We start from the raw sequence: 19,299 nt of genomic DNA on the forward strand, positions 1-19,299 counted from the left end.
CGCACCTCCTGATCTATGCATGAGGGCAGAAACCCCTGCATACCGTTTACTTCTCTTCCCATTTTAAAAATTCGGCTTCGATATGGCAACCTTTTTTTGAATTGTACGGACAGATAAGCATCCACCGTTTTCCTTATATATAGGAAGCGGCATCACTGACGATACAGAAGTGGCAGAAAACGTACTTTCTGCTGTGAAGCAGCCGGAGAATATATGAATGATATGTATAAAAGCCATAAAGAGATCGTTAAATAAACAGCAATCCTGTGAAACTTTTGTTGAGATTGCGATGGGAAATGTTATAATAAAAGTATTGTGATTCAGTCGCAGAAGTCGCTCTGCGTTCTGGAATCTCAGAGAACGAAGAACATGGAGGAAATCATGTACGAAATAACCAAAGTTGAGCACCTTGTTGACAAGGACTGGCTTATGGTCATCAAGGCACCATTTGTTGCCAAGAAGTGTGAGCCTGGTCAGTTTATGATTGCGAAGCTCGGAGAGCTGGGCGAGAGAATTCCGTTTACCATCGCAGATTACGATCGGGAGGCAGAGACCATCACCATCGTATTCCAGGTAGTCGGCGCTTCCACCGAGAAGATGAGCCACCTGAAGGCCGGTGATTCTTTCACGGATATCGTAGGACCGCTCGGCAGACCGTCCGAGATGATCGACACACCGATCGAGGAGCTGAAGAAGGAGTCATTTATCTTCATTGCCGGCGGTGTTGGTGCTGCGCCGGTTTATCCGCAGGTGAAGTGGCTGCATGAGCACGGCATCGAGGCGGATGTCATCCTCGGTGCGAGAAACAAGGATCTTCTGATTATGGAAGAGGATCTTCGCAAGGTGGCGGCCAATGTCTATGTATGTACAGATGATGGCTCCTACGGCGAGAAGGGTGTCGTAACCGACATTCTGAAGAAGCTGGTCAATGAAGACGGCAAGAAGTATACGAAGTGCGTAGCCATCGGACCAGTCATCATGATGAAGTTTGCCTGCCTCACCACAAAGGATCTCGGCATCCCGACCATCGTTTCCATGAACCCGATCATGATCGATGGTACCGGCATGTGCGGTGCCTGCCGTCTGATCGTCGGCGATAAGGTGAAGTTTGCCTGCGTGGATGGACCTGAGTTTGATGGACATCTCGTAGACTTCGACCTCGCGATGAAGCGTCAGAGACAGTACAAGGATGAAGAGGGAAGAGCGATGCTCGCATTACAGGAGGGTGCTACACACTCCGGCGGCTGCGAAGCAGATAAATAATCAGGAGGCAGAGAATGGACGTTAAGAATAGAATTCCTGTCCGCGAGCAGGATGCGAAGGTAAGAGCAACAAACTTCGAAGAGGTTTGTCTCGGATATAATGACGAAGAAGCACACCTTGAGGCGACCCGTTGCCTCGAGTGTAAGAACCCTATGTGCGTGAAGGGTTGCCCTGTTTCCATCAACATTCCGGGCTTCATCCATCACGTAAAGGAAGGCAATATCGAGGCAGCAGCAGATGTGATCGCACTGTCCTCTGCACTTCCAGCAGTATGCGGACGTGTCTGCCCTCAGGAGACACAGTGCGAGGGTAAGTGCGTACGTGGTATCAAGGGTGAGGCGATCTCCATCGGTAAGCTCGAGCGTTACGTAGCGGACTGGGCGAGAGAGCATGACTATGTGGCTGCGAAGCCGGGCACACCGAATGGCAAGAAGGTAGCCGTCATCGGTTCCGGTCCTTCCGGACTGACCTGCGCAGGCGATCTTGCAAAGCTCGGCTACGATGTAACCATCTTTGAGGCATTCCATCAGCCAGGTGGCGTTCTCATATATGGTATTCCAGAGTTCCGTCTTCCGAAGGATCGTGTCGTAAAGCCGGAAATCGAGAACGTAAAGAAGCTCGGTGTAAAGATCGATACCAACGTTATCATCGGTCGTTCCCTGACCATCGATGACCTGCTCACAGAAGAGGGCTTCGATGCCGTATTTATCGGCTCCGGTGCAGGTCTTCCTCGCTTCATGAACATCCCGGGCGAGTCTGCAAACGGTGTTTACTCCGCAAATGAGTTCCTGACACGTAATAATCTTATGAAGGCTTATCGTGATGATTCCGATACGCCGATCAAGGTTGGTAAGAAGGTCGTCGTTGTCGGTGGTGGTAACGTAGCGATGGATGCTGCGAGAACCGCACTTCGTCTCGGCGCAGAGGTACATATCGTATACCGTCGTTCCGAGGAAGAGCTTCCGGCACGTCGTGAGGAGGTTCATCACGCGAAGGAGGAGGGTATCATCTTCGATCTCCTCGAGAATCCGATTCAGATCTATACCGATGAGAATGACTGGGTAAAGGGCGTTCAGATTCAGCGTATGCAGCTCGGTGAGCCGGATGCATCCGGTCGTCGTAGACCAGAAGCGATCCCTGGCGATGTATATGACATGGATTGCGATATGGTCATCATGTCCCTCGGTACCTCTCCGAACCCGCTCATCAAGGATACAACCGCTGGTCTCGACACCAACTCGCATGGCTGTATCATCGCGAAGGAGGAGAACGGACAGACTTCGAAGACCGCCGTTTATGCCGGTGGTGATGCTGTAACCGGCGCTGCAACCGTTATCCTTGCGATGGGTGCCGGTAAGGCTGCTGCAAAGGGCATCGATGATTATCTCATGGGCCGCACCACAGAGTAATCATAAAAGAATTTTGTATACATGAAATTTTCGGCGTGTATTCACTTGAATACACGCCTTCTTTGTGAGAAAATAGACAAAGTTTCCAAGACAGTGTTTTATGCTGTGGAAATTTGAATTTTGCGTCGTTCACGTTTTCGAATTTGCGTGGATTGTTGAAAGGAGATTCATATGACCTATACAAATGAGGTTGAGAACATGTGCCCTATCGCACAGGGTGTTCATCATGGTGCTGCTCCTATTCCTGAAGAGGGAAAGTGGGTACAGTCCAAGGAAGTAAAGGATATTTCCGGATTCACACACGGTGTAGGCTGGTGTGCACCACAGCAGGGTGCCTGCAAGCTTTCTCTGAATATTAAGGAAGGTATCATCCAGGAGGCACTTGTCGAGACCATCGGCTGCTCTGGTATGACGCATTCTGCTGCGATGGCTGCAGAGATTCTTCCGGGTCTTACCGTTCTCGAGGCATTAAACACCGACCTCGTATGTGATGCAATCAACACAGCCATGAGAGAGCTGTTCCTCCAGATTGCATATGGCCGTTCTCAGTCTGCATTCTCCGATGACGGACTTGCCGTAGGTGCAGGTCTTGAGGACCTTGGTAAGGGCCTCCGCTCCCAGGTTGGTACCATGTACGGTACACTGAAGAAGGGACCTCGTTACCTTGAGATGGCTGAGGGTTATGTAACTGACATCGCACTGGATAAGGATGATCAGATTATCGGTTACAAGTATGTTAACCTCGGTAAGATGACAGACTTCATCAAGAAGGGTGATGATCCTACCACAGCATGGGAGAAGGCAAAGGGCCAGTACGGTCGTATCGACGATGCTGTTAAGTTCATCGATCCACGTAAGCAGTGATAAGCTCAGAAGGAGGAAATTAAGATGGCATTATTTGAGGGATACGAGAGACGTATCAAGCAGATCAATGAAGCTTTAAATAAGTACGGTATCGCTGATATCGAAGAAGCTCGTAAGATTACAGAAGACGCTGGCCTCGATGTTTACAACATGGTAAAGGGCGTTCAGACCATTTGCTTCGAGAATGCTTGCTGGGCTTACATCGTAGGTGCTGCAATCGCAATCAAGAAGAACTGCAGAAACGCAGCTGACGCTGCCGCTGCAATCGGTGAGGGACTTCAGTCCTTCTGCATCCCTGGTTCCGTAGCAGACAACCGTAAGGTAGGTCTCGGCCATGGTAACCTGGGCAAGATGCTCCTTTCTGAGGAAACCGAGTGCTTCTGCTTCCTCGCAGGTCACGAGTCCTTCGCAGCCGCTGAGGGTGCGATCGGTATCGCAAACAACGCAAACAAGGTTCGTGTGAAGCCGCTTCGTGTTATCCTGAACGGCCTCGGCAAGGACGCTGCGAAGATCATCTCCAGAATCAACGGATTCACCTTCGTTGAGACTGAGTATGATCCATATACCAACACCGTCACCGAGACAGAGCGCATCGCTTATTCCGATGGCCCAAGAGCGAAGGTTAACTGCTATGGCGCAAACTCTGTTCCAGAGGGCGTAGCCATCATGTGGAAGGAGAACGTAGACGTTTCCATCACTGGTAACTCTACCAACCCGACCAGATTCCAGCACCCGGTTGCAGGCACCTACAAGAAGGAGCGCCTCGAGGCTGGTAAGAAGTACTTCTCCGTAGCATCAGGCGGAGGAACCGGACGTACACTTCACCCGGATAACATGGCAGCAGGTCCTGCTTCCTACGGTATGACCGATACACTCGGCCGTATGCACAGTGATGCACAGTTCGCTGGCTCCTCTTCTGTACCTGCACACGTAGAGATGATGGGTCTGATCGGCATGGGCAACAACCCTATGGTTGGCGCTACTGTATCCGTTGCCGTAGCTGTCGCTGAGGCTGCAAAGGCTGGCAAGTTCTAAAGGATTTTTCCACAATTATACGAACGAGGGGTTATCGCTTCGATAGCCCCTCGTTTTTAAAAATCGAAAGGATGTGAATATATGGCTGATTTCAGCACGGAAGAAGGAAAGGCAGCGAATAAAAACGGTATATTGCGGGCACTTTTCGTCGGGCTGGCACTGATCATTCAGATTCTTCTGATCATCTCCTTTTTTACGAGACTGAGCCGGTACGCGGAGTGGGTACAGAATGTGACGGAGGTGATCGCACTGCTCATGGTGCTTGTCATCTACGGGCAGCATAAGACGAGCTCGATGAAGATGCCGTGGATCATCCTCATCATGGCGTTTCCGGTGTTCGGTATCGTCCTGTACTTCCTCATCGGTCTCGATGTGTCGACACGGAAGATGCGGGAGCGTTACCAGAAAATCGATCATGTGCTGTTCCCGGCACTGAAGGATACTGCGGATCCGGCGGATCTGGAAGCGTTGAAAAAGGAGAATCCGGCAGCGGCCTCCATCGCACAGTATCTTCAGAATTATGCCTCCTACCCGGTTTACCGGAACACGGATGTCGAGTATTACGATGATGCCGCGAAGGGCCTGGAGGCGCAGCTTCGCGACCTTCGGAAGGCGAAGCAGTTCATCTTCATGGAGTACCATGCCATCGAGGATAAGGAGTCCTGGTGGCGTATCGAGGAGGTGCTCGTCGAGCGTGTGAAGGCCGGCGTCCATGTGCGTGTGTTCTATGATGATATGGGTTCCATCGGCTTCATCACGACGGATTTCGTGAAGAAGATGGAGCGACTCGGGATTCACTGCCGTGTATTTAATCCGTTCGCACCAGGCGCAAACCTCTTCCTGAATTACCGTGATCACCGAAAGATCACCGTCATCGATAACCGTGTCGGCTTCACCGGTGGCTATAATCTCGCCAATGAGTATTTCAATGTGACACACCCATACGGGCAGTGGAAGGACAGCGGTATCCGCATCGAGGGACCAGCGGTGCAGAGCATGACCCTCACCTTCCTCGAGATGTGGAATGCTGTCCGCGCGACCGACTGGGACGACCCGGATGCGCTTCGTTTCCTGAAGAGCTATCACTATACCGCGAAGGAGCCGACGGGCTTCATCCAGCCGTATGCCGACAGTCCGATGGATGACGAGCAGGTCGGGGAGAATGTCTACATCAGTATGGCGAACAAAGCAGAGAAGTACTGCTACTTCATCACACCGTATCTGATCATCACGGATGAGATGAACCATGCACTCGGACTCGCGGCGAAGCGAGGTGTGGATGTGCGGATCATCACGCCGGGTATCCCGGATAAGCGGATGGTCTACGGTGTCACTCGCTCCTTCTATAACGGCCTCGTGCGGAATGGTGTCCGCATCTTCGAGTGGACGCCGGGCTTCTGCCATGCGAAGATGAGCGTGGCCGATGATCGGATGGCGACCTGCGGTACCATCAACCTTGACTATCGTTCCCTGTATCACCACTTCGAGAACGGCTGCTTCCTGGCGGACTGCGCAGCGGTACAGGAGATCAAGGCGGACTTTGACCGTACGTTTAAGGAGTGCCGCGAGGTGACGGATGAGTACCACATCGGCCGCCGGGGAACCTTTAAGCGACTGTGGCAGCTCTTCCTTCGCCTCTTTGCAGAGCTGATGTGATGCTGGAGAACAGGTATATGGGAATTTCTTTTGTAGTAAACAGCGTGCTGATCGGCGTCGGTCTGGCGATGGATGCCTTTTCCGTATCGATGGCGGATGGGCTCTCGAATCCGAAGATGCCGCGCGCGGAGATGGGCCGGATCGCCGGCTGCTTCGCGTTCTTCCAGTGGCTTATGCCGATGCTCGGCTGGGTGCTGGTCCACACGATCGTGCTGTACTTTCAGGCCTTTCAGAAGCTGATTCCATGGATCGCGCTGATTCTTCTCTGCTATATCGGTGGCAGCATGCTGCTGGAGGGGATTCGGAACCCGGAGGGAGAGGAGTGTGGCATCGAAGAGACGGATGCGAAGCTTCCGCTCGGGAAGCTCGCGATGCAGGGCGTCGCTACCTCGATCGATGCACTTTCGGTCGGCTTCACGATTTCGGAGTACCACCTGATGGAAGCATTGGCCGCGACCATCCTCATCGCGGTCGTGACCTTTGTGATCTGTAGCGGCGGACTCCAGATCGGACGCGTGGCCGGCACGAAGCTGAGCGGTAAGGCGGCCATCCTCGGCGGTGTGATCCTGATCGGCATCGGGATCGAGATTTTCGTCAGCGGTCTGTTTTTCGGATGAGCTGCTCACCAGCGGTATCTGCCGATCATGACAGAATAGTCGTACGTATGATAACAGCCAGTGGCCTTTCGACCGCTGGCTGTTCTTATAGGCATGAGTGAAGCACACGTGGCGCGGCGTCTTCTGTGAATCAGTCGTCTCTCCCAAAAAGCGAAGCGAGTGCATACAGCGCGCCGCCGAGGCAGATCGCGATGTCACCGATGTTCACGATGATCTTTTTCAGGCTTCCGATGCGGATGTTCAGGTAGTCCGTGACTTCGCCATGCATTCCGCGGTCGAGAACGTTACTGAGCGCACCGCCGATCACGATGGACATGCCGAGCTTCCGGAGCTTATAGCGCTTCGGGAAGTAGGCGGTCATATACTGGAGTCCACCGGCGAGGAAGCCGACCGCGGCCATGGAGCTCAGCTTTACGAACTCCGGATATTCCTTGAGATGCCCCTTCGAGAAGCCCGGATTATGTGCGCGCATGATCTGCACATAGCCCTTTGTGCCTGGCATCTCGCGAGGGAAGTTCTCCTCCGGCTCGGTATCGATCGCTGTCTTAAACATCTGGTCGATGGAGCAGATGAGGCTCGCAATCGCCGTATAGTGCATGAACTCACCTGAAATCGTCCAGATCAGATGTGTGGTCTTCATATTCTTGATCAGTCCCATAAGGCACCTCCTTTTATAAACTATATTATATCAGTTTTTTTCGATCCTGACGACGTTTCCGGCGCACCCGGTTGATATATCGCTCGAAGGCACCGCTGTTCAGATACTCCGCGAGCACATACTGATCATAGGTCGGAACAGTGCAGGAGTAGAAGCTGATCTTTGCCTTCAGCTCCGCCGCCCACTTCTTCGGGAGCAGCATATAACCGGTTCGGATCGCCGGGGAGATGGTTTTCGTGAAGGTGTTCATATAGATGACCGTCTCCTCTGGTGCCAGCGAAAAGAGCGTGTCCTCCGATTTCGTCGAGGGTGAGAATTCGGAGGCGTAATCATCCTCGATGATCATAGCCTGGCGCTGCTTCGCCCAGGAGATGTACTCCTGTCGCTTGCCGGCCGTCGCCGTCACACCGCTCGGATAGGAGTCGAAGGGTGTCACATGCAGTACGCCTGCGTTCGAACGCCGGAGCTCACTCGAGTGAATGCCGTGATGGCCGAGCTTCAGAAGCTCGCAGTGCGCACCGTTCGCCTCATACACCCTCCGTATCTTTTCGTAGGAAGGATCCTCCAGCGCATAGACCCGCTCACGCCCGAGCATCTGTACGATCAGGCTGTAGAGGTACTCGGATCCGGCTCCCACGATGATCTGCGAAACATCGACATGGATGCCTCGGCTCCGCTGCAGGTAGCGCGCGATGCTCTCGCGGAAGTAGAGTGTTCCCTCGTTCGGTGAGCGCTGCATGCACTCCTCCGCATATTCCGACAGTACGCGCCGCATCGTCCGTGCGAAGCCCGCGAAGGAAAGCTCTGTGGCGGCTGCCTCGTACTGATCCGTCGCCGGTACGCCTTCTGCCTGGGTCAATGCAGAGATCATGGTTCCGCCCGCTGCTTCTGCTGAAGCTCGGAAGGTCATATTCTCTGCCGGCCGACTGTCTCCGGTGGTGACGAAAGAGCCGGAAGGCGTGCCATCTGCGTGCCGGCCGTCTGCATCGTCCGAAGCATCCCCGACGGGGAAGGCATCCTCTGAGCGGTAGCAGACGAAGTAACCGCTGCGCTCGCGCGCCTCGATGTAGCCCTCGTCGATGAGGAGATTATAAGCGTGCTCCACCGTGATGACCGAGGTATCGGTCTGCTCCGCCATCGTCCGCTTCGACGGTACGCGCTCACCGAGCGCATAGGCGCCACTCGTGATGTCGCCGCGGAGTGCTTCGTAAATCTTCAGATAGGCTGGTCGTTTCGTTTCATCTGCTGGTCGCATAACTTCTCTTTTCTGACGTGAAAATCTATAATCAGATTATAACATGAAAATTTCGATGTGCGAAATCGGCATCAGCGTATATACTATAGCTTCAGAACCAACAGGACATATAGGAATCAAATGATGGAAATATCAGAACAGATGACACAGAAGCTGATCGAGTGGTATGCGGAGAAGCGCCGGATCCTCCCGTGGCGTGAGAATCCGACCCCGTACCATGTGTGGATCTCCGAGATCATGCTGCAGCAGACCCGGGTAGATACCGTGAAGGGCTACTATGCACGCTTTCTCGCGAGCTGCCCGGATATCCGTGCGCTGGCAGAGGCCCCGGAGGACGTCTACATGAAGCTCTGGGAGGGGCTCGGCTACTACTCCCGCGTGCGGAATATGCATAAGGCGGCAGAGGAGATTATGACAGCGTATGGCGGGGAGATGCCGGGAAGCTATGAGAAGCTTCTCGGGATCACAGGCATCGGACCGTATACCGCGGCGGCCATCGCCTCCATCGCCTTCGGGGAGAAAGTACCGGCGGTCGATGGAAACCTCCTGCGCGTATTCGCCCGGCTCAGCGCGTATCCGGAGAATATCAAGACGGAGAAGGCACGAAAGGTGGCTGCCGAATACTACCTTCGCTGGATGCCGGAGGGCGTACGCACCACGCAGGGTACGGCGTCAGCAGAAAAATGTCTTGAGACAGCGCGTCTGTCACTGACGGATACGGGGGCGGGCGTTCCGGATGCAGACCGTGTTGCAGAGCGGGCGACGTGTGCTGCTCACGGTTTCTACACACCGGGCAGCTTTAACCAGGCCCTCATGGATCTTGGGGCGACGATCTGCCTCCCGAACCGTGCACCGCTCTGCACAGACTGCCCGCTCCGGGACTTCTGCACGGCGCACGCCCGTGGAGAAGAGACCGCCTACCCTGTCATGCCAGAGAAGAAGGCACGTCGCATCGAGGACCGCACGGTTTTGCTGATTCATGACGCAGGAAGAATCGTCATCGGCAAGCGACCGCCGAAAGGCCTGCTCGCAAGCCTCTATGAGTTTCCGAACACCGAAGGCCACCTCTCCGAAGCGGACGCCCTCCGGTATGTGGCCGGCCTCGGCATCCAGGCGCTCCGCATCCGCCCGCTGCCGGCCGCGAAGCACATCTTCAGCCACATCGAGTGGCACATGATCGGCTACGCCATCACCGTTGACGAACTCGCCCCCTTCGACAGCGATCAGCTCCTCCTCGTCTCTCTGAAGGAGCTCGCCGAAACCTACTCGATCCCTTCCGCCTTCGCCGCCTATCGCAGCCTGCTCCCGGAAGAGGGATGAGAAGCAGGAAAGCCCGGAGTACTGTGCTTCTGGTGGCAGCCCTCCGGGCGCTCCTGTCCTGGTCACACGAGACCGGAAAGCCCGGAAAACACAGGTCTTTTCGCAGAAACCTTGCTAGTCATACCGCGTTTTGTTATAATATCGTTTGCTATTGCCCTCAGGTGAGGTCTCTGTACACGCCCGGGAGCCGGCAAATTTTATATAATAAAGGAAGATTTTCCAATGAACAAGAAGATGAAGGGTGCACTGGGACTTCTGGCAGTGCTGGCGATTACCGTCGGTTTCTGCTTCCTCGGAGTTCATGGTGCGAAGGACATTAAGCTGGGCCTGGATCTGAACGGCGGTGTTTCCATCACCTACCAGACCACCGAAGACAACCCGACCTCTGAGCAGATGTCGGATACCGTCTATAAGCTCCAGCTGAAGGCACAGGGCTACTCGACCGAGGCCCAGGTTTACCAGGAGGGAAGCAATCGTATCAACATCGATATCCCTGGTGCAACCGATGCAAATGAAATTCTCGAGGAGCTCGGTGAGCCGGGTACACTCCAGTTCGCAGATTCGCAGGGCCAGGTGCTCCTGACCGGTGATGATGTAAAGAACGCAAGTGCGGGTATGACGGATCAGAACGGATCCCGTCAGTATATCATCCAGCTTCAGTTTAACGAGGCCGGTGCGAAGAAGTTTGCAGATGCAACTGCTGCCAATGTCGGTAAGCCACTCTACATCATCTATAACGATCAGATCATCTCCGCACCGAACGTACAGGAAGCTATCACGGGTGGACAGGCCTCCATTACCGGTATTACCGACTACGATGAGGCGACCCGTATCGCCTCCACGATCCGTATCGGTGCACTTCCGGTACAGCTCACGGAGCTTCGTTCGAACGTGATCGGTGCAACCCTCGGACAGGAAGCGATTTCGACCTCCCTTCGTGCAGGTCTCGTCGGCCTCGTCCTCGTTATGCTCTTTATGATCGCGGTATACAGACTGCCGGGCTTCGTAGCATCCCTTGCGCTGATCATGTATACCGGCCTCGAGCTCGTGCTTCTGCAGGCCTTTGAGGTCACCCTGACACTCCCGGGTATCGCCGGTATCATCCTTTCTGTCGGTATGGCAGTGGATGCCAATGTCATCATCTTCACACGTATGAAGGAAGAGCTGGGCGCCGGTCGCACGATCGAGCAGGCCGTGAAGGCGGGTTACAGCAAGGCACTTTCTGCCATCATCGATGGTAATGTTACGACCCTCATCGCAGCAGCCGTTCTCTACCTGAGAGGCTCCGGAACCGTCAAGGGCTTCGCAACGACCCTGGCGATCGGTATCGTGATCTCCCTGATCACGGCACTTTTCGTTACGAGAGCACTCCTTGCATGCTTTATCAGCTTCGGCTGCACGAGTCCGGCACTCTATGGTGTACGTAAGGATGTGAAGATCCTTGATTTCATCAAGTTCCGTAAGATCGCCTACACCATCTCCGCGGTGGTTATCATCGCAGGCTTCCTGTTCATGGGCATGAATAAGGCTTCTCTCGGAAACCTGTTCAACTATGACCTCGATTTCCAGGGTGGTTCTTCTACGAACGTCACCTTCAACGAGGACATGTCCCTTGAGGAGATCGATGCGAAGGTTGCACCGATCTTCAAGAACATCACCGGTGGCACCGCTTCCGTACAGGCTTCGAAGGTTGCCGGCACGAACGAGGTCATCATCAAGACCAGAACACTGACAACCGAGGAGCGTACCGAGCTCTATAAGGATCTCGTCGACGAGTTCCAGGTAGATGAAGCGAAGATTACGACCGAGAACATCTCCGGTGCCGTATCGAAGGAGATGAAGGCGGATGCCGTCTGGGCATTCCTGATCGCTATCGTCTGCATGCTGATCTATATCTGGATCCGTTTCAAGGATATCAAGTTTGCATCCGCAGCGGTTATGGCGCTGACGCACGATGTTCTGATCACGACCGCGTTCTATGCAGCACTGAAGTGGGCCGTGGGTTCTACGTTTATCGCCTGCATCCTGACCATCGTGGGTTATTCGATCAATGCAACCATCGTTGTATTCGACCGTATCCGTGAGAATCTCGAGGATCCGACGAAGCGTGGTGATCTGGCAAATGTTGTGAATGACGCAATCTCCCAGACCTTCACCCGTTCGATCAATACCTCCCTCACGACCTTCATCATGGTCCTGGTACTCTTCGTGATGGGTGTATCCTCCATCCGCGACTTCACCATGCCGCTGATGGTTGGTATCGTCTCCGGATGCTGGTCCTCCGTAACGATCGCAGGCCCGCTCTGGTATGACCTCAGCATGTACGCTGCGAAGAAGAAGGCAGCGAAGAAGGCCGCCGAGAAGGCAGCGAAGGCTGAAAAGAAGTCACAGAAGATGCAGAAGGGCCAGCAGGTTTAAGCCCTGCGGCTTTCGACAGAGCGCTTGACGTATCTGTAAATCTCCGTTACATTAGAGACCGATCCTCCGGGATCGGTCTTTTTCTATACCTAACTGAAATCCTGGCCAAGGGGTCAGACCCCCTCTCGGAGGGATGCATCCCACTTACGCCTTTCAGAAAGGGGGTCTGACCCCCATATGTTATGGATTCTTCATGAGGGAAGCCCTATCAAAAAATGGAACTATGCGCGCCGGGCTGCTTTCCCGGTCTGCGTTTGAGAGAATCAAGCAATCGAGGTTCAGAGAATGAAGTATGAAATTGTCGCGACCAGCGGACGCGCGAAATCCGCTCACATGGAGACGGTACATGGAAACATCGAAACACCGGTCTTCATGAATGTCGGCACGGTCGCTGCCATCAAGGGCGGCGTGTCGACGGATGATCTTCGGGAGATCGGCACCCAGGTCGAGCTTAGCAACACCTACCATCTCCACGTGCGTACCGGCGATCAGCTCATCAAGGAGTTCGGCGGTCTTCATCAGTTTATGAACTGGGATCGTCCGATCCTGACCGACTCCGGCGGATTCCAGGTCTTCTCCCTGGCCGGTACCGGACGAAAGATCAAGGAGGAGGGGGTCACCTTCCACAGTCACATCGACGGTCGCCGTATCTTTATGGGACCGGAGGAGTCGATGCAGATCCAGTCAAATCTCGGCTCGACCATCGCGATGGCCTTCGACGAGTGCCCGCCGGCCCTCGAGGACCGGAAGTACATCGTGCCATCCGTCGAGCGTACGACCCGCTGGCTGCAGCGCTGTAAGGATGAGATGGCCCGTCTCAACAGTCTGCCGGATACCGTGAATAAGGAGCAGCTCCTGTTCGCCATCAACCAGGGTGGTATCTTCGAGGACATCCGTACGGCGCATGCCGATACGATTTCAGCGATGAACCTCGATGGTTATGCCGTCGGCGGCCTCGCGGTCGGTGAGACCCACGAGCAGATGTACCACATCCTCGATGTCGTGGTGCCGCATCTGCCGAAGGAGAAGCCGACCTACCTCATGGGTGTCGGTACCCCGGCGAACATCATCGAAGCCGTGGACAGAGGCATTGACTTCTTCGACTGTGTATATCCGTCGAGAAACGGACGTCATGGTCATGTCTACACGCATAAGGGGAAAATCAATCTCTTCAACCAGAAGTATGAGCTCGACCATCGTCCGATCGAGGAGGGCTGCAAGTGCCCGGTATGTGCCGGACGGAAGCTTGCGGATGGCAGCTACACCGGCGGCTACAGCCGTGCGTACATCCGTCACCTCCTGAAGGCGAAGGAGATTCTCGGTATGCGTATGTGCGTACTGCATAATCTGTACTTCTACAACCACCTGACCGAGGAAATCCGCGGTGCGATCCGTGGAGGCTACTGGGACAGCTGGAAGGCGGAGGCCCTCGATAAGCTCGAGACCTACGACCGTGGCGAAGAATAATATACTGTTACCAAACTGATTTTTCGAAAAATCACCCCCACACAAAATGGTTTGATTGCGTAAAAAAATTATGCTATCATGACTTCATACTATTTTGGAAGAGTATAGACCGTCGATAATCGGAATCGGAGACAGGATGAACGCGATACTTTATGAGTCAATCAATACGGCAGAGGAGCAGCTGAAGGTCAGTCTGGACTGGCATGATGACCCGGAAATCATCTATTTTAAAAACGGGCACTACAAGCTGACCCTGAACCTCCGGGAGTATGAGATCCAGGATGAGTGCATCTGCATCGTGAACGCTGGCGTGCTGCGCAAGCTCGAGTCCATCGGGACGAAGGGCAATGCCTACTCCCTCCGCTTTCATCTCGCGGATCTCTGCTTCCGTCAGGCGGAGGACCCGGTCAATACCGCCCTGCTCGAGCCGCTCGCCGGCGGACAGCTCTGCTTTTCGGATTTTATCACCGTGTCAGATTTCGGCTTCCTGCAGATCCTGCGCCTGTTTAACGAGATGGTGCGCCGCTTCCGGGACTACGGAACGAAGACCGAGCAGGAGGACAGCAGTGTCCGGACCTACGCACTGCCGGCGGTCGCCGATCAGCTGATGATCATGGCCGACCTTCTGCGCCTCATCGCCATGTTCGATGCGAACGGCCTCGTTCACGAACGCGAGGAGAGCGACTCCGAGAAGCAGGTGCTTGCCATTAAGGAGACCATTCAGTACATCCGCGAGCACTACCAGGAGAAGATTTATGTCCGGAACCTCTCGGAGCTCACCGGACTCAACGAGCAGTACTTCATCCGCTTCTTCGGAAGCGTAACCGGCGAGTCTCCGCTCGATTATATCAATGCTTATCGCGTGGAGCAGGCGGCCCGCCTCCTGAAGGACTCCGACACCCATGTCTATGAGATCGCGGAGCAGTGCGGCTTCCATAATATCGGAAACTTCATCAAGATCTTCCGGTCCTTCATGGGACAGACACCACATAAATATCGTAAACAGTTTGGAAGAGAGGACGATTAAACCATGACCTTATACTATCCTGCAATTATTCGTAATAAGACGAGCGAAGGCTATCGTGTCGATTTCCTGGACCTCGACGACTGCTACGGCGTCGGCCCGACCGAAGAGGAAGCCCTCGCCGATGCCCGCTATAACGCCATCAACTGGATCCAGCTCGAACTCGAGGACACCAACGACCTCCCACCACACACCGTACAGGCGGATGTTCACCTGGCACCAGGTGAGAAATTCATCGACATGATGATCATCATGCCGCGCGAAGGCTGGGACGAGTAGACAATTTTAGATTTTTCCGAACTCGAAGTACTTTGTTTCCAGGGCCTCCGATACCATGATTTCGCCCCTTGCAAAGGGGTACTCCCTGTGCTATAGTATCTCGGAACTAAGGACCGCACGGATAGGAGGAACCATGTCTACTCTTCTTAAAAATGCATCGATTTTCACGAAACAGGGCTTTCGAAAGCAGGACGTTCTGATCTCTGATCACAGAGTACTGTTTACAGATTCCATTGATAATTTAACAGCTGATACCATTGATACCGTTTATGATTTAAACGGTTTGTTCATGATTCCGGGCTTCGTTGATGTACATGTACATTTGCGTGAGCCCGGTTTTTCGTATAAGGAAACGATCCGCACCGGCACCGATGCCGCGGCGCATGGCGGCTATACCGCGGTCTGCGCGATGCCGAATCTGAAGCCGGCACCATCGAGCCTCGCGAACCTGCAGCCGGAGCTTGAGGCGATCCGGAAGGATGCACTGGTGCATGTCTACCCGTATGGCACCATCACCGAGCAGCAGACCGGACGCGGAGCCCTCGGAAAGATGGAGGAGATCGCGCCGTATGTGATCGCCTACTCCGATGACGGAAAGGGCATGCAGGACGAAGCCTCTATGCGGGAGGCGATGCAGCGGGCGAAGCGCCTCGACCGTATGATCGTCGCGCACTGCGAGGATGAGCGTGAGCTCGTACTGGGCGGCTGCATCCATGACGGTGAGTATGCACGTCTGCACCACCATATCGGCATCAACTCCGCGTCTGAGTGGAAGCAGGTTGAGCGCGATGTACGTCTCGCGGCAGAGACGGGTGTGCGTTACCATGTCTGCCATATTTCCACGAAGGAATCTGTGGATATCATCCGCGAAGCAAAGAAGGACGGCACCCACGTGACCGGTGAGACTGGCCCGCACTATCTGATGTTTACGGATATGGATCTTCAGGAGTCTGGCAGCTGGAAGATGAATCCGCCGATCCGCAGCGCGGAGGACCGTCATGCGCTCCTCGAGGGCATCAAGGACGGCACCATCGACTGCATCATCACAGACCATGCACCGCACAGTGCGGAGGAGAAGTCGAGAGGACTTGATCAGGCCTCCTTCGGTATCGTCGGACTGGAGACCTGCTTCCCGGCACTGTACCGGAATCTCGTGCTGCGTGACCCGGAGCATCCGGCATCCGGGAAGGGCGCGATCACACTGGAGAAGCTCATCGAGCTCATGTGCGTGAACCCGCGTCAGATCTTCGGTATCGCCGGCCCGCAGTACATCGAGGATGGCGTCGAAGCGGATCTCACGATCCTCGACCTCGATAAGGTATGGACCGTCGACAGTACGAAGTTCTACTCACAAGGACACAGCACCCTCTACGATGGTATGGAGGTGCAGGGTGAGGTCGTGAAGACCTTCGTCGGCGGCCGCGAGGTCTATGACCGCGAAAAGGGCATCGAGCGTTGACTGGCTGACCGAAATGGCATTGATCACAAAAACGCATCGTACGACCGCATACATGGTATCATTTGATTACCAGGCAGAGCCCGCAGGGCGCGGACGAAGCCTTTTTATCAGAATACAGAACAGGAGGAGAATCAGAGACCTATGAAGGACGTTGAATTTAAAGTACTGAGCAACGAAATGATCGCCCAGGACATCTTCCGTATGACGCTGGACGGCGACACCTCGGACATCACGAAGCCGGGGCAGTTCGTCGAAATCAAGATCCCGGGACGATATCTCCGTCGCCCGATTTCCGTGTGTGACTGGAGCGAGGGGAAACTGACCCTGATCTATAAGGTCGTCGGTGAGGGCACCGAGGATCTGAGCTTCATGGAGCCGGGCGAGTACCTGACCGCACTGACCGGCCTCGGCAACGGCTATGACCTCCGGAATATCCCGAAGAACCCGGTCATCGCCGGCGGCGGTGTCGGTGTACCGCCGATGTACGCACTGGCGAAGGCACTGAAGCAGCAGGGCATCACCCCGTATGTAGCCCTCGGCTTCAACTCGAAGGACGATGTGTTCTATGAGCAGGAGTTCCGTGCGCTCGGGGTGCCGGTCAATGTCGCCACCGTCGATGGCAGTCACGGCGCGAAGGGCTTCGTCACCGACATCTTCGGTGATCACCACGACTACGCCTTCGCCTGCGGCCCGGAGCCGATGCTGAAGGCCGTATACAACAGCGTAAAGGATGGACAGTTCAGCTTCGAGGCACGCATGGGCTGCGGCTTCGGTGCCTGCATGGGCTGCAGCAAGAAGACGAAGCACGGCTTCAAGCGCGTCTGCAAGGATGGCCCTATTTTCACATGGGAGGAGATCGTATGGTAGATATCACGACAGAGCTTTCTGGCATCAAACTGACAAACCCGGTCATTCCGGCCTCTGGAACCTTCGGCTACGGAAAGGAATACTGGGATCTCTATGATCTCGATATCCTCGGCTCCATCTCCTTCAAGGGAACGACGGTCGAGGAGCGTTACGGCAACGAGCTTCCGCGTATCGCTGAGTGCCCGTCCGGTATGATCAACTCCGTCGGCCTCCAGAATCCAGGCATGCACGAGGTCATCGAGAAGGAGCTTCCGGAGCTTCGGGAGCACTTCCACAAGCCACTCGTAGCGAACATCTCCGGCTTCAGTATCCCGGAGTACGTACAGCTCGCGGAGGCCATGAGTGAGGTGCCGGAGGTCGGTATCCTCGAGGTCAATGTCTCCTGCCCGAACGTACATGGCGGTGGCATGGCCTTCGGTACCAGCGCAGAAAACGTGGCGGCGGTCACCCGTGAGGTGAAGAAGGTCGCGAAGAAGCCGGTGTATATCAAGCTGAGCCCGAACGTCACCGACATCGTATCGATCGCGAAGGCGGCAGAAGAGGCCGGCGCAGACGGTCTCGCCCTCATCAACACCCTGCTCGGCATGCGTATCGACATCCGTCGTCGCCAGCCGGTGATCAAGAACAGGATGGGCGGCTTCTCCGGTCCGGCGATCTTCCCGGTTGCGGTCCGTATGGTCTACCAGGTATCGCACGCGGTGAAGCTTCCAGTCATCGGTATGGGCGGTGTCTCCACGGCGAAGGACGTCATCGAGATGATGATGGCCGGTGCCAGTGCGGTCGAGGTCGGCGCTGCGAACCTCGTGAATCCGTATGTCTGCCGTGACATCATCGAGGACCTGCCGGAGGTATGCGCGGAGCTCGGCATCGAGCGCCTCAGCGACATCATCGGCTGCGTGGAATAAATATTTAATATATAGGAGGAATATATGGGTAAGGACGTAATTATTGCACTGGATTTTCCGAGCGCGGAGGAAACCTACCGCTTTCTCGATCAGTTCACCGGCCGCAAGCCGTTCGTAAAGATCGGTATGGAGCTTTTCTATGCCGAGGGACCACAGATCGTGCGTGAGATCAAAAAGCGCGGTCACAAGGTCTTCCTCGATCTGAAGCTCCACGATATCCCGAACACCGTGAAGGGCGGCATGCAGTCCCTGCGTGATCTCGGCGTCGACATGACGAACGTACATGCGAGCGGCGGTATCCGCATGATGAAGGCGGCGGTCGAGGGACTCACCAGAGAGGATGGCACCCGTCCGATCCTGATCGCGGTGACACAGCTCACCTCTACCTCCCAGGAGACCATGACCGAGGAGCTGCTCATCGATCGTCCGATCGCAGACGTCGTCGTACAGTATGCGAAGAACGCGCAGGCAGCCGGACTCGAGGGCGTCGTATGCTCGCCGCTCGAGGCAGGTCGTATCCATGAGGAGGTCGGTGCAGACTTCCAGACCATCACCCCGGGTATCCGTTTCGCAGGCGATGCGGTCGGTGATCAGGCACGTGTGACGACCCCGGCGAAGGCACGTGAGATCGGCTCTGATTACATCGTGGTCGGCCGCTCCATCACGGCAGCCGCCGATCCGGTCGCGGCGTACGAGCGCGCGATGGCGGATTTCGTCGGCTGAGACGCTGTGGCGCTTCGTGATGATGTGAAGCCGGAAGCATTGGACGCAGGAACATAAGAACAGAAGAAACAGATCGGTGT

17 protein-coding genes are annotated in these 19,299 nt (G+C 55.0%); 15 read left to right on the plus strand and 2 right to left on the minus strand.

Annotated features, from left to right (window positions below; genetic code table 11):
- Positions 1-381 precede the first annotated feature (381 nt).
- From ACK8P7_RS01190 to ACK8P7_RS01215, 6 genes are all read left to right on the plus strand, one after another.
- Positions 382-1,263: a sulfide/dihydroorotate dehydrogenase-like FAD/NAD-binding protein gene (locus ACK8P7_RS01190; protein ID WP_410042391.1), complete on the plus strand. Its 882-nt coding sequence runs from the start codon at positions 382-384 to the stop codon at positions 1,261-1,263.
- Between the two features lie 14 nt (positions 1,264-1,277).
- On the plus strand, positions 1,278-2,672 hold the full coding sequence (gene gltA, locus ACK8P7_RS01195) for an NADPH-dependent glutamate synthase (RefSeq protein ID WP_410042392.1): 1,395 nt from the start codon (positions 1,278-1,280) through the stop codon (positions 2,670-2,672).
- Positions 2,673-2,843: 171 nt separating this feature from the next.
- Positions 2,844-3,536, plus strand: coding sequence for an iron-sulfur cluster assembly scaffold protein (locus ACK8P7_RS01200; RefSeq protein ID WP_410042393.1), 693 nt, complete (start codon positions 2,844-2,846; stop codon positions 3,534-3,536).
- 24 nt (positions 3,537-3,560) lie between these two features.
- The gene (locus ACK8P7_RS01205) at positions 3,561-4,571 is read left to right on the plus strand and encodes a GGGtGRT protein (RefSeq protein ID WP_410042394.1); all 1,011 of its coding nucleotides are present in this window, start codon (positions 3,561-3,563) and stop codon (positions 4,569-4,571) included.
- An 81-nt stretch (positions 4,572-4,652) separates the two neighbouring features.
- Positions 4,653-6,227 carry a cardiolipin synthase gene (cls, locus tag ACK8P7_RS01210; protein ID WP_410042395.1) on the plus strand — a complete coding sequence of 525 codons (1,575 nt, stop codon included), beginning with the start codon at positions 4,653-4,655 and terminating at the stop codon, positions 6,225-6,227.
- A 17-nt stretch (positions 6,228-6,244) separates the two neighbouring features.
- Complete coding sequence (locus ACK8P7_RS01215; protein WP_410042396.1) at positions 6,245-6,844, plus strand: manganese efflux pump MntP family protein; 600 nt, start codon at positions 6,245-6,247, stop codon at positions 6,842-6,844.
- Between the two features lie 130 nt (positions 6,845-6,974).
- Here the strand turns inward: ACK8P7_RS01215 and ACK8P7_RS01220 are convergent, their stop codons facing one another.
- Together ACK8P7_RS01220 and ACK8P7_RS01225 are read right to left on the minus strand one after the other, a co-directional pair.
- Positions 6,975-7,502 (minus strand): signal peptidase II, encoded by a 528-nt coding sequence (locus ACK8P7_RS01220; RefSeq protein ID WP_410042397.1) that lies wholly within the window; start codon positions 7,500-7,502, stop codon positions 6,975-6,977.
- Between the two features lie 25 nt (positions 7,503-7,527).
- A complete protein-coding gene (locus tag ACK8P7_RS01225) occupies positions 7,528-8,757 on the minus strand; it encodes a PLP-dependent aminotransferase family protein (RefSeq protein ID WP_410042398.1) in 1,230 nt (409 codons plus the stop codon).
- Between the two features lie 123 nt (positions 8,758-8,880).
- Here ACK8P7_RS01225 and ACK8P7_RS01230 point away from each other — a divergent pair, with 123 nt between their 5' ends.
- From ACK8P7_RS01230 to pyrF, 9 genes are all read left to right on the plus strand, one after another.
- The gene (locus ACK8P7_RS01230; protein WP_410042399.1) at positions 8,881-10,077 is read left to right on the plus strand and encodes an A/G-specific adenine glycosylase; all 1,197 of its coding nucleotides are present in this window, start codon (positions 8,881-8,883) and stop codon (positions 10,075-10,077) included.
- A 222-nt stretch (positions 10,078-10,299) separates the two neighbouring features.
- Positions 10,300-12,495 (plus strand): protein translocase subunit SecD, encoded by a 2,196-nt coding sequence (gene secD / locus ACK8P7_RS01235; RefSeq protein WP_410042400.1) that lies wholly within the window; start codon positions 10,300-10,302, stop codon positions 12,493-12,495.
- Positions 12,496-12,780: 285 nt separating this feature from the next.
- The gene (tgt, locus tag ACK8P7_RS01240) at positions 12,781-13,962 is read left to right on the plus strand and encodes a tRNA guanosine(34) transglycosylase Tgt (protein WP_410042401.1); all 1,182 of its coding nucleotides are present in this window, start codon (positions 12,781-12,783) and stop codon (positions 13,960-13,962) included.
- Positions 13,963-14,098: 136 nt separating this feature from the next.
- Complete coding sequence (locus ACK8P7_RS01245) at positions 14,099-14,989, plus strand: helix-turn-helix transcriptional regulator (protein ID WP_410042402.1); 891 nt, start codon at positions 14,099-14,101, stop codon at positions 14,987-14,989.
- A gap of 3 nt (positions 14,990-14,992) precedes the next feature.
- The gene (locus ACK8P7_RS01250; RefSeq protein WP_410042403.1) at positions 14,993-15,265 is read left to right on the plus strand and encodes a type II toxin-antitoxin system HicB family antitoxin; all 273 of its coding nucleotides are present in this window, start codon (positions 14,993-14,995) and stop codon (positions 15,263-15,265) included.
- Positions 15,266-15,398: 133 nt separating this feature from the next.
- The gene (locus ACK8P7_RS01255; protein ID WP_410042404.1) at positions 15,399-16,724 is read left to right on the plus strand and encodes a dihydroorotase; all 1,326 of its coding nucleotides are present in this window, start codon (positions 15,399-15,401) and stop codon (positions 16,722-16,724) included.
- 141 nt (positions 16,725-16,865) lie between these two features.
- Positions 16,866-17,591, plus strand: coding sequence for a dihydroorotate dehydrogenase electron transfer subunit (locus ACK8P7_RS01260; RefSeq protein WP_410042405.1), 726 nt, complete (start codon positions 16,866-16,868; stop codon positions 17,589-17,591).
- The gene (locus ACK8P7_RS01265) at positions 17,585-18,496 is read left to right on the plus strand and encodes a dihydroorotate dehydrogenase (RefSeq protein ID WP_410042406.1); all 912 of its coding nucleotides are present in this window, start codon (positions 17,585-17,587) and stop codon (positions 18,494-18,496) included. Before ACK8P7_RS01260 ends, ACK8P7_RS01265 begins: the two co-directional genes overlap by 7 nt.
- Positions 18,497-18,520: 24 nt before the next feature.
- Entirely contained in the window at positions 18,521-19,219 is a 699-nt protein-coding gene (pyrF, locus tag ACK8P7_RS01270; protein ID WP_410042407.1) for an orotidine-5'-phosphate decarboxylase, read from the plus strand.
- Positions 19,220-19,299 lie beyond the last annotated feature (80 nt).

It is taken from the genome of Oribacterium sp. P9, assembly GCF_046365365.1.
Lineage (GTDB): Bacteria > Bacillota > Clostridia > Lachnospirales > Lachnospiraceae > Oribacterium.

Excerpts from the sequence above, each read along its gene's own strand:
- cls (WP_410042395.1), top strand. The coding sequence starts at position 4,653 with ATGGCTGATTTCAGCACGGAAGAAGGAAAGGCAGCGAATAAAAACGGT.
- ACK8P7_RS01220 (WP_410042397.1), bottom strand. The coding sequence starts at position 7,502 with ATGGGACTGATCAAGAATATGAAGACCACACATCTGATCTGGACGATT.
- ACK8P7_RS01255 (WP_410042404.1), top strand. The coding sequence starts at position 15,399 with ATGTCTACTCTTCTTAAAAATGCATCGATTTTCACGAAACAGGGCTTT.
- ACK8P7_RS01215 (WP_410042396.1), top strand. The coding sequence starts at position 6,245 with ATGGGAATTTCTTTTGTAGTAAACAGCGTGCTGATCGGCGTCGGTCTG.
- ACK8P7_RS01230 (WP_410042399.1), top strand. The coding sequence starts at position 8,881 with ATGGAAATATCAGAACAGATGACACAGAAGCTGATCGAGTGGTATGCG.
- ACK8P7_RS01205 (WP_410042394.1), top strand. The coding sequence starts at position 3,561 with ATGGCATTATTTGAGGGATACGAGAGACGTATCAAGCAGATCAATGAA.
- secD (WP_410042400.1), top strand. The coding sequence starts at position 10,300 with ATGAACAAGAAGATGAAGGGTGCACTGGGACTTCTGGCAGTGCTGGCG.
- ACK8P7_RS01245 (WP_410042402.1), top strand. The coding sequence starts at position 14,099 with ATGAACGCGATACTTTATGAGTCAATCAATACGGCAGAGGAGCAGCTG.
- ACK8P7_RS01225 (WP_410042398.1), bottom strand. The coding sequence starts at position 8,757 with ATGCGACCAGCAGATGAAACGAAACGACCAGCCTATCTGAAGATTTAC.
- tgt (WP_410042401.1), top strand. The coding sequence starts at position 12,781 with ATGAAGTATGAAATTGTCGCGACCAGCGGACGCGCGAAATCCGCTCAC.
- ACK8P7_RS01260 (WP_410042405.1), top strand. The coding sequence starts at position 16,866 with ATGAAGGACGTTGAATTTAAAGTACTGAGCAACGAAATGATCGCCCAG.
- gltA (WP_410042392.1), top strand. The coding sequence starts at position 1,278 with ATGGACGTTAAGAATAGAATTCCTGTCCGCGAGCAGGATGCGAAGGTA.
- pyrF (WP_410042407.1), top strand. The coding sequence starts at position 18,521 with ATGGGTAAGGACGTAATTATTGCACTGGATTTTCCGAGCGCGGAGGAA.
- ACK8P7_RS01265 (WP_410042406.1), top strand. The coding sequence starts at position 17,585 with ATGGTAGATATCACGACAGAGCTTTCTGGCATCAAACTGACAAACCCG.
- ACK8P7_RS01190 (WP_410042391.1), top strand. The coding sequence starts at position 382 with ATGTACGAAATAACCAAAGTTGAGCACCTTGTTGACAAGGACTGGCTT.
- ACK8P7_RS01250 (WP_410042403.1), top strand. The coding sequence starts at position 14,993 with ATGACCTTATACTATCCTGCAATTATTCGTAATAAGACGAGCGAAGGC.
- ACK8P7_RS01200 (WP_410042393.1), top strand. The coding sequence starts at position 2,844 with ATGACCTATACAAATGAGGTTGAGAACATGTGCCCTATCGCACAGGGT.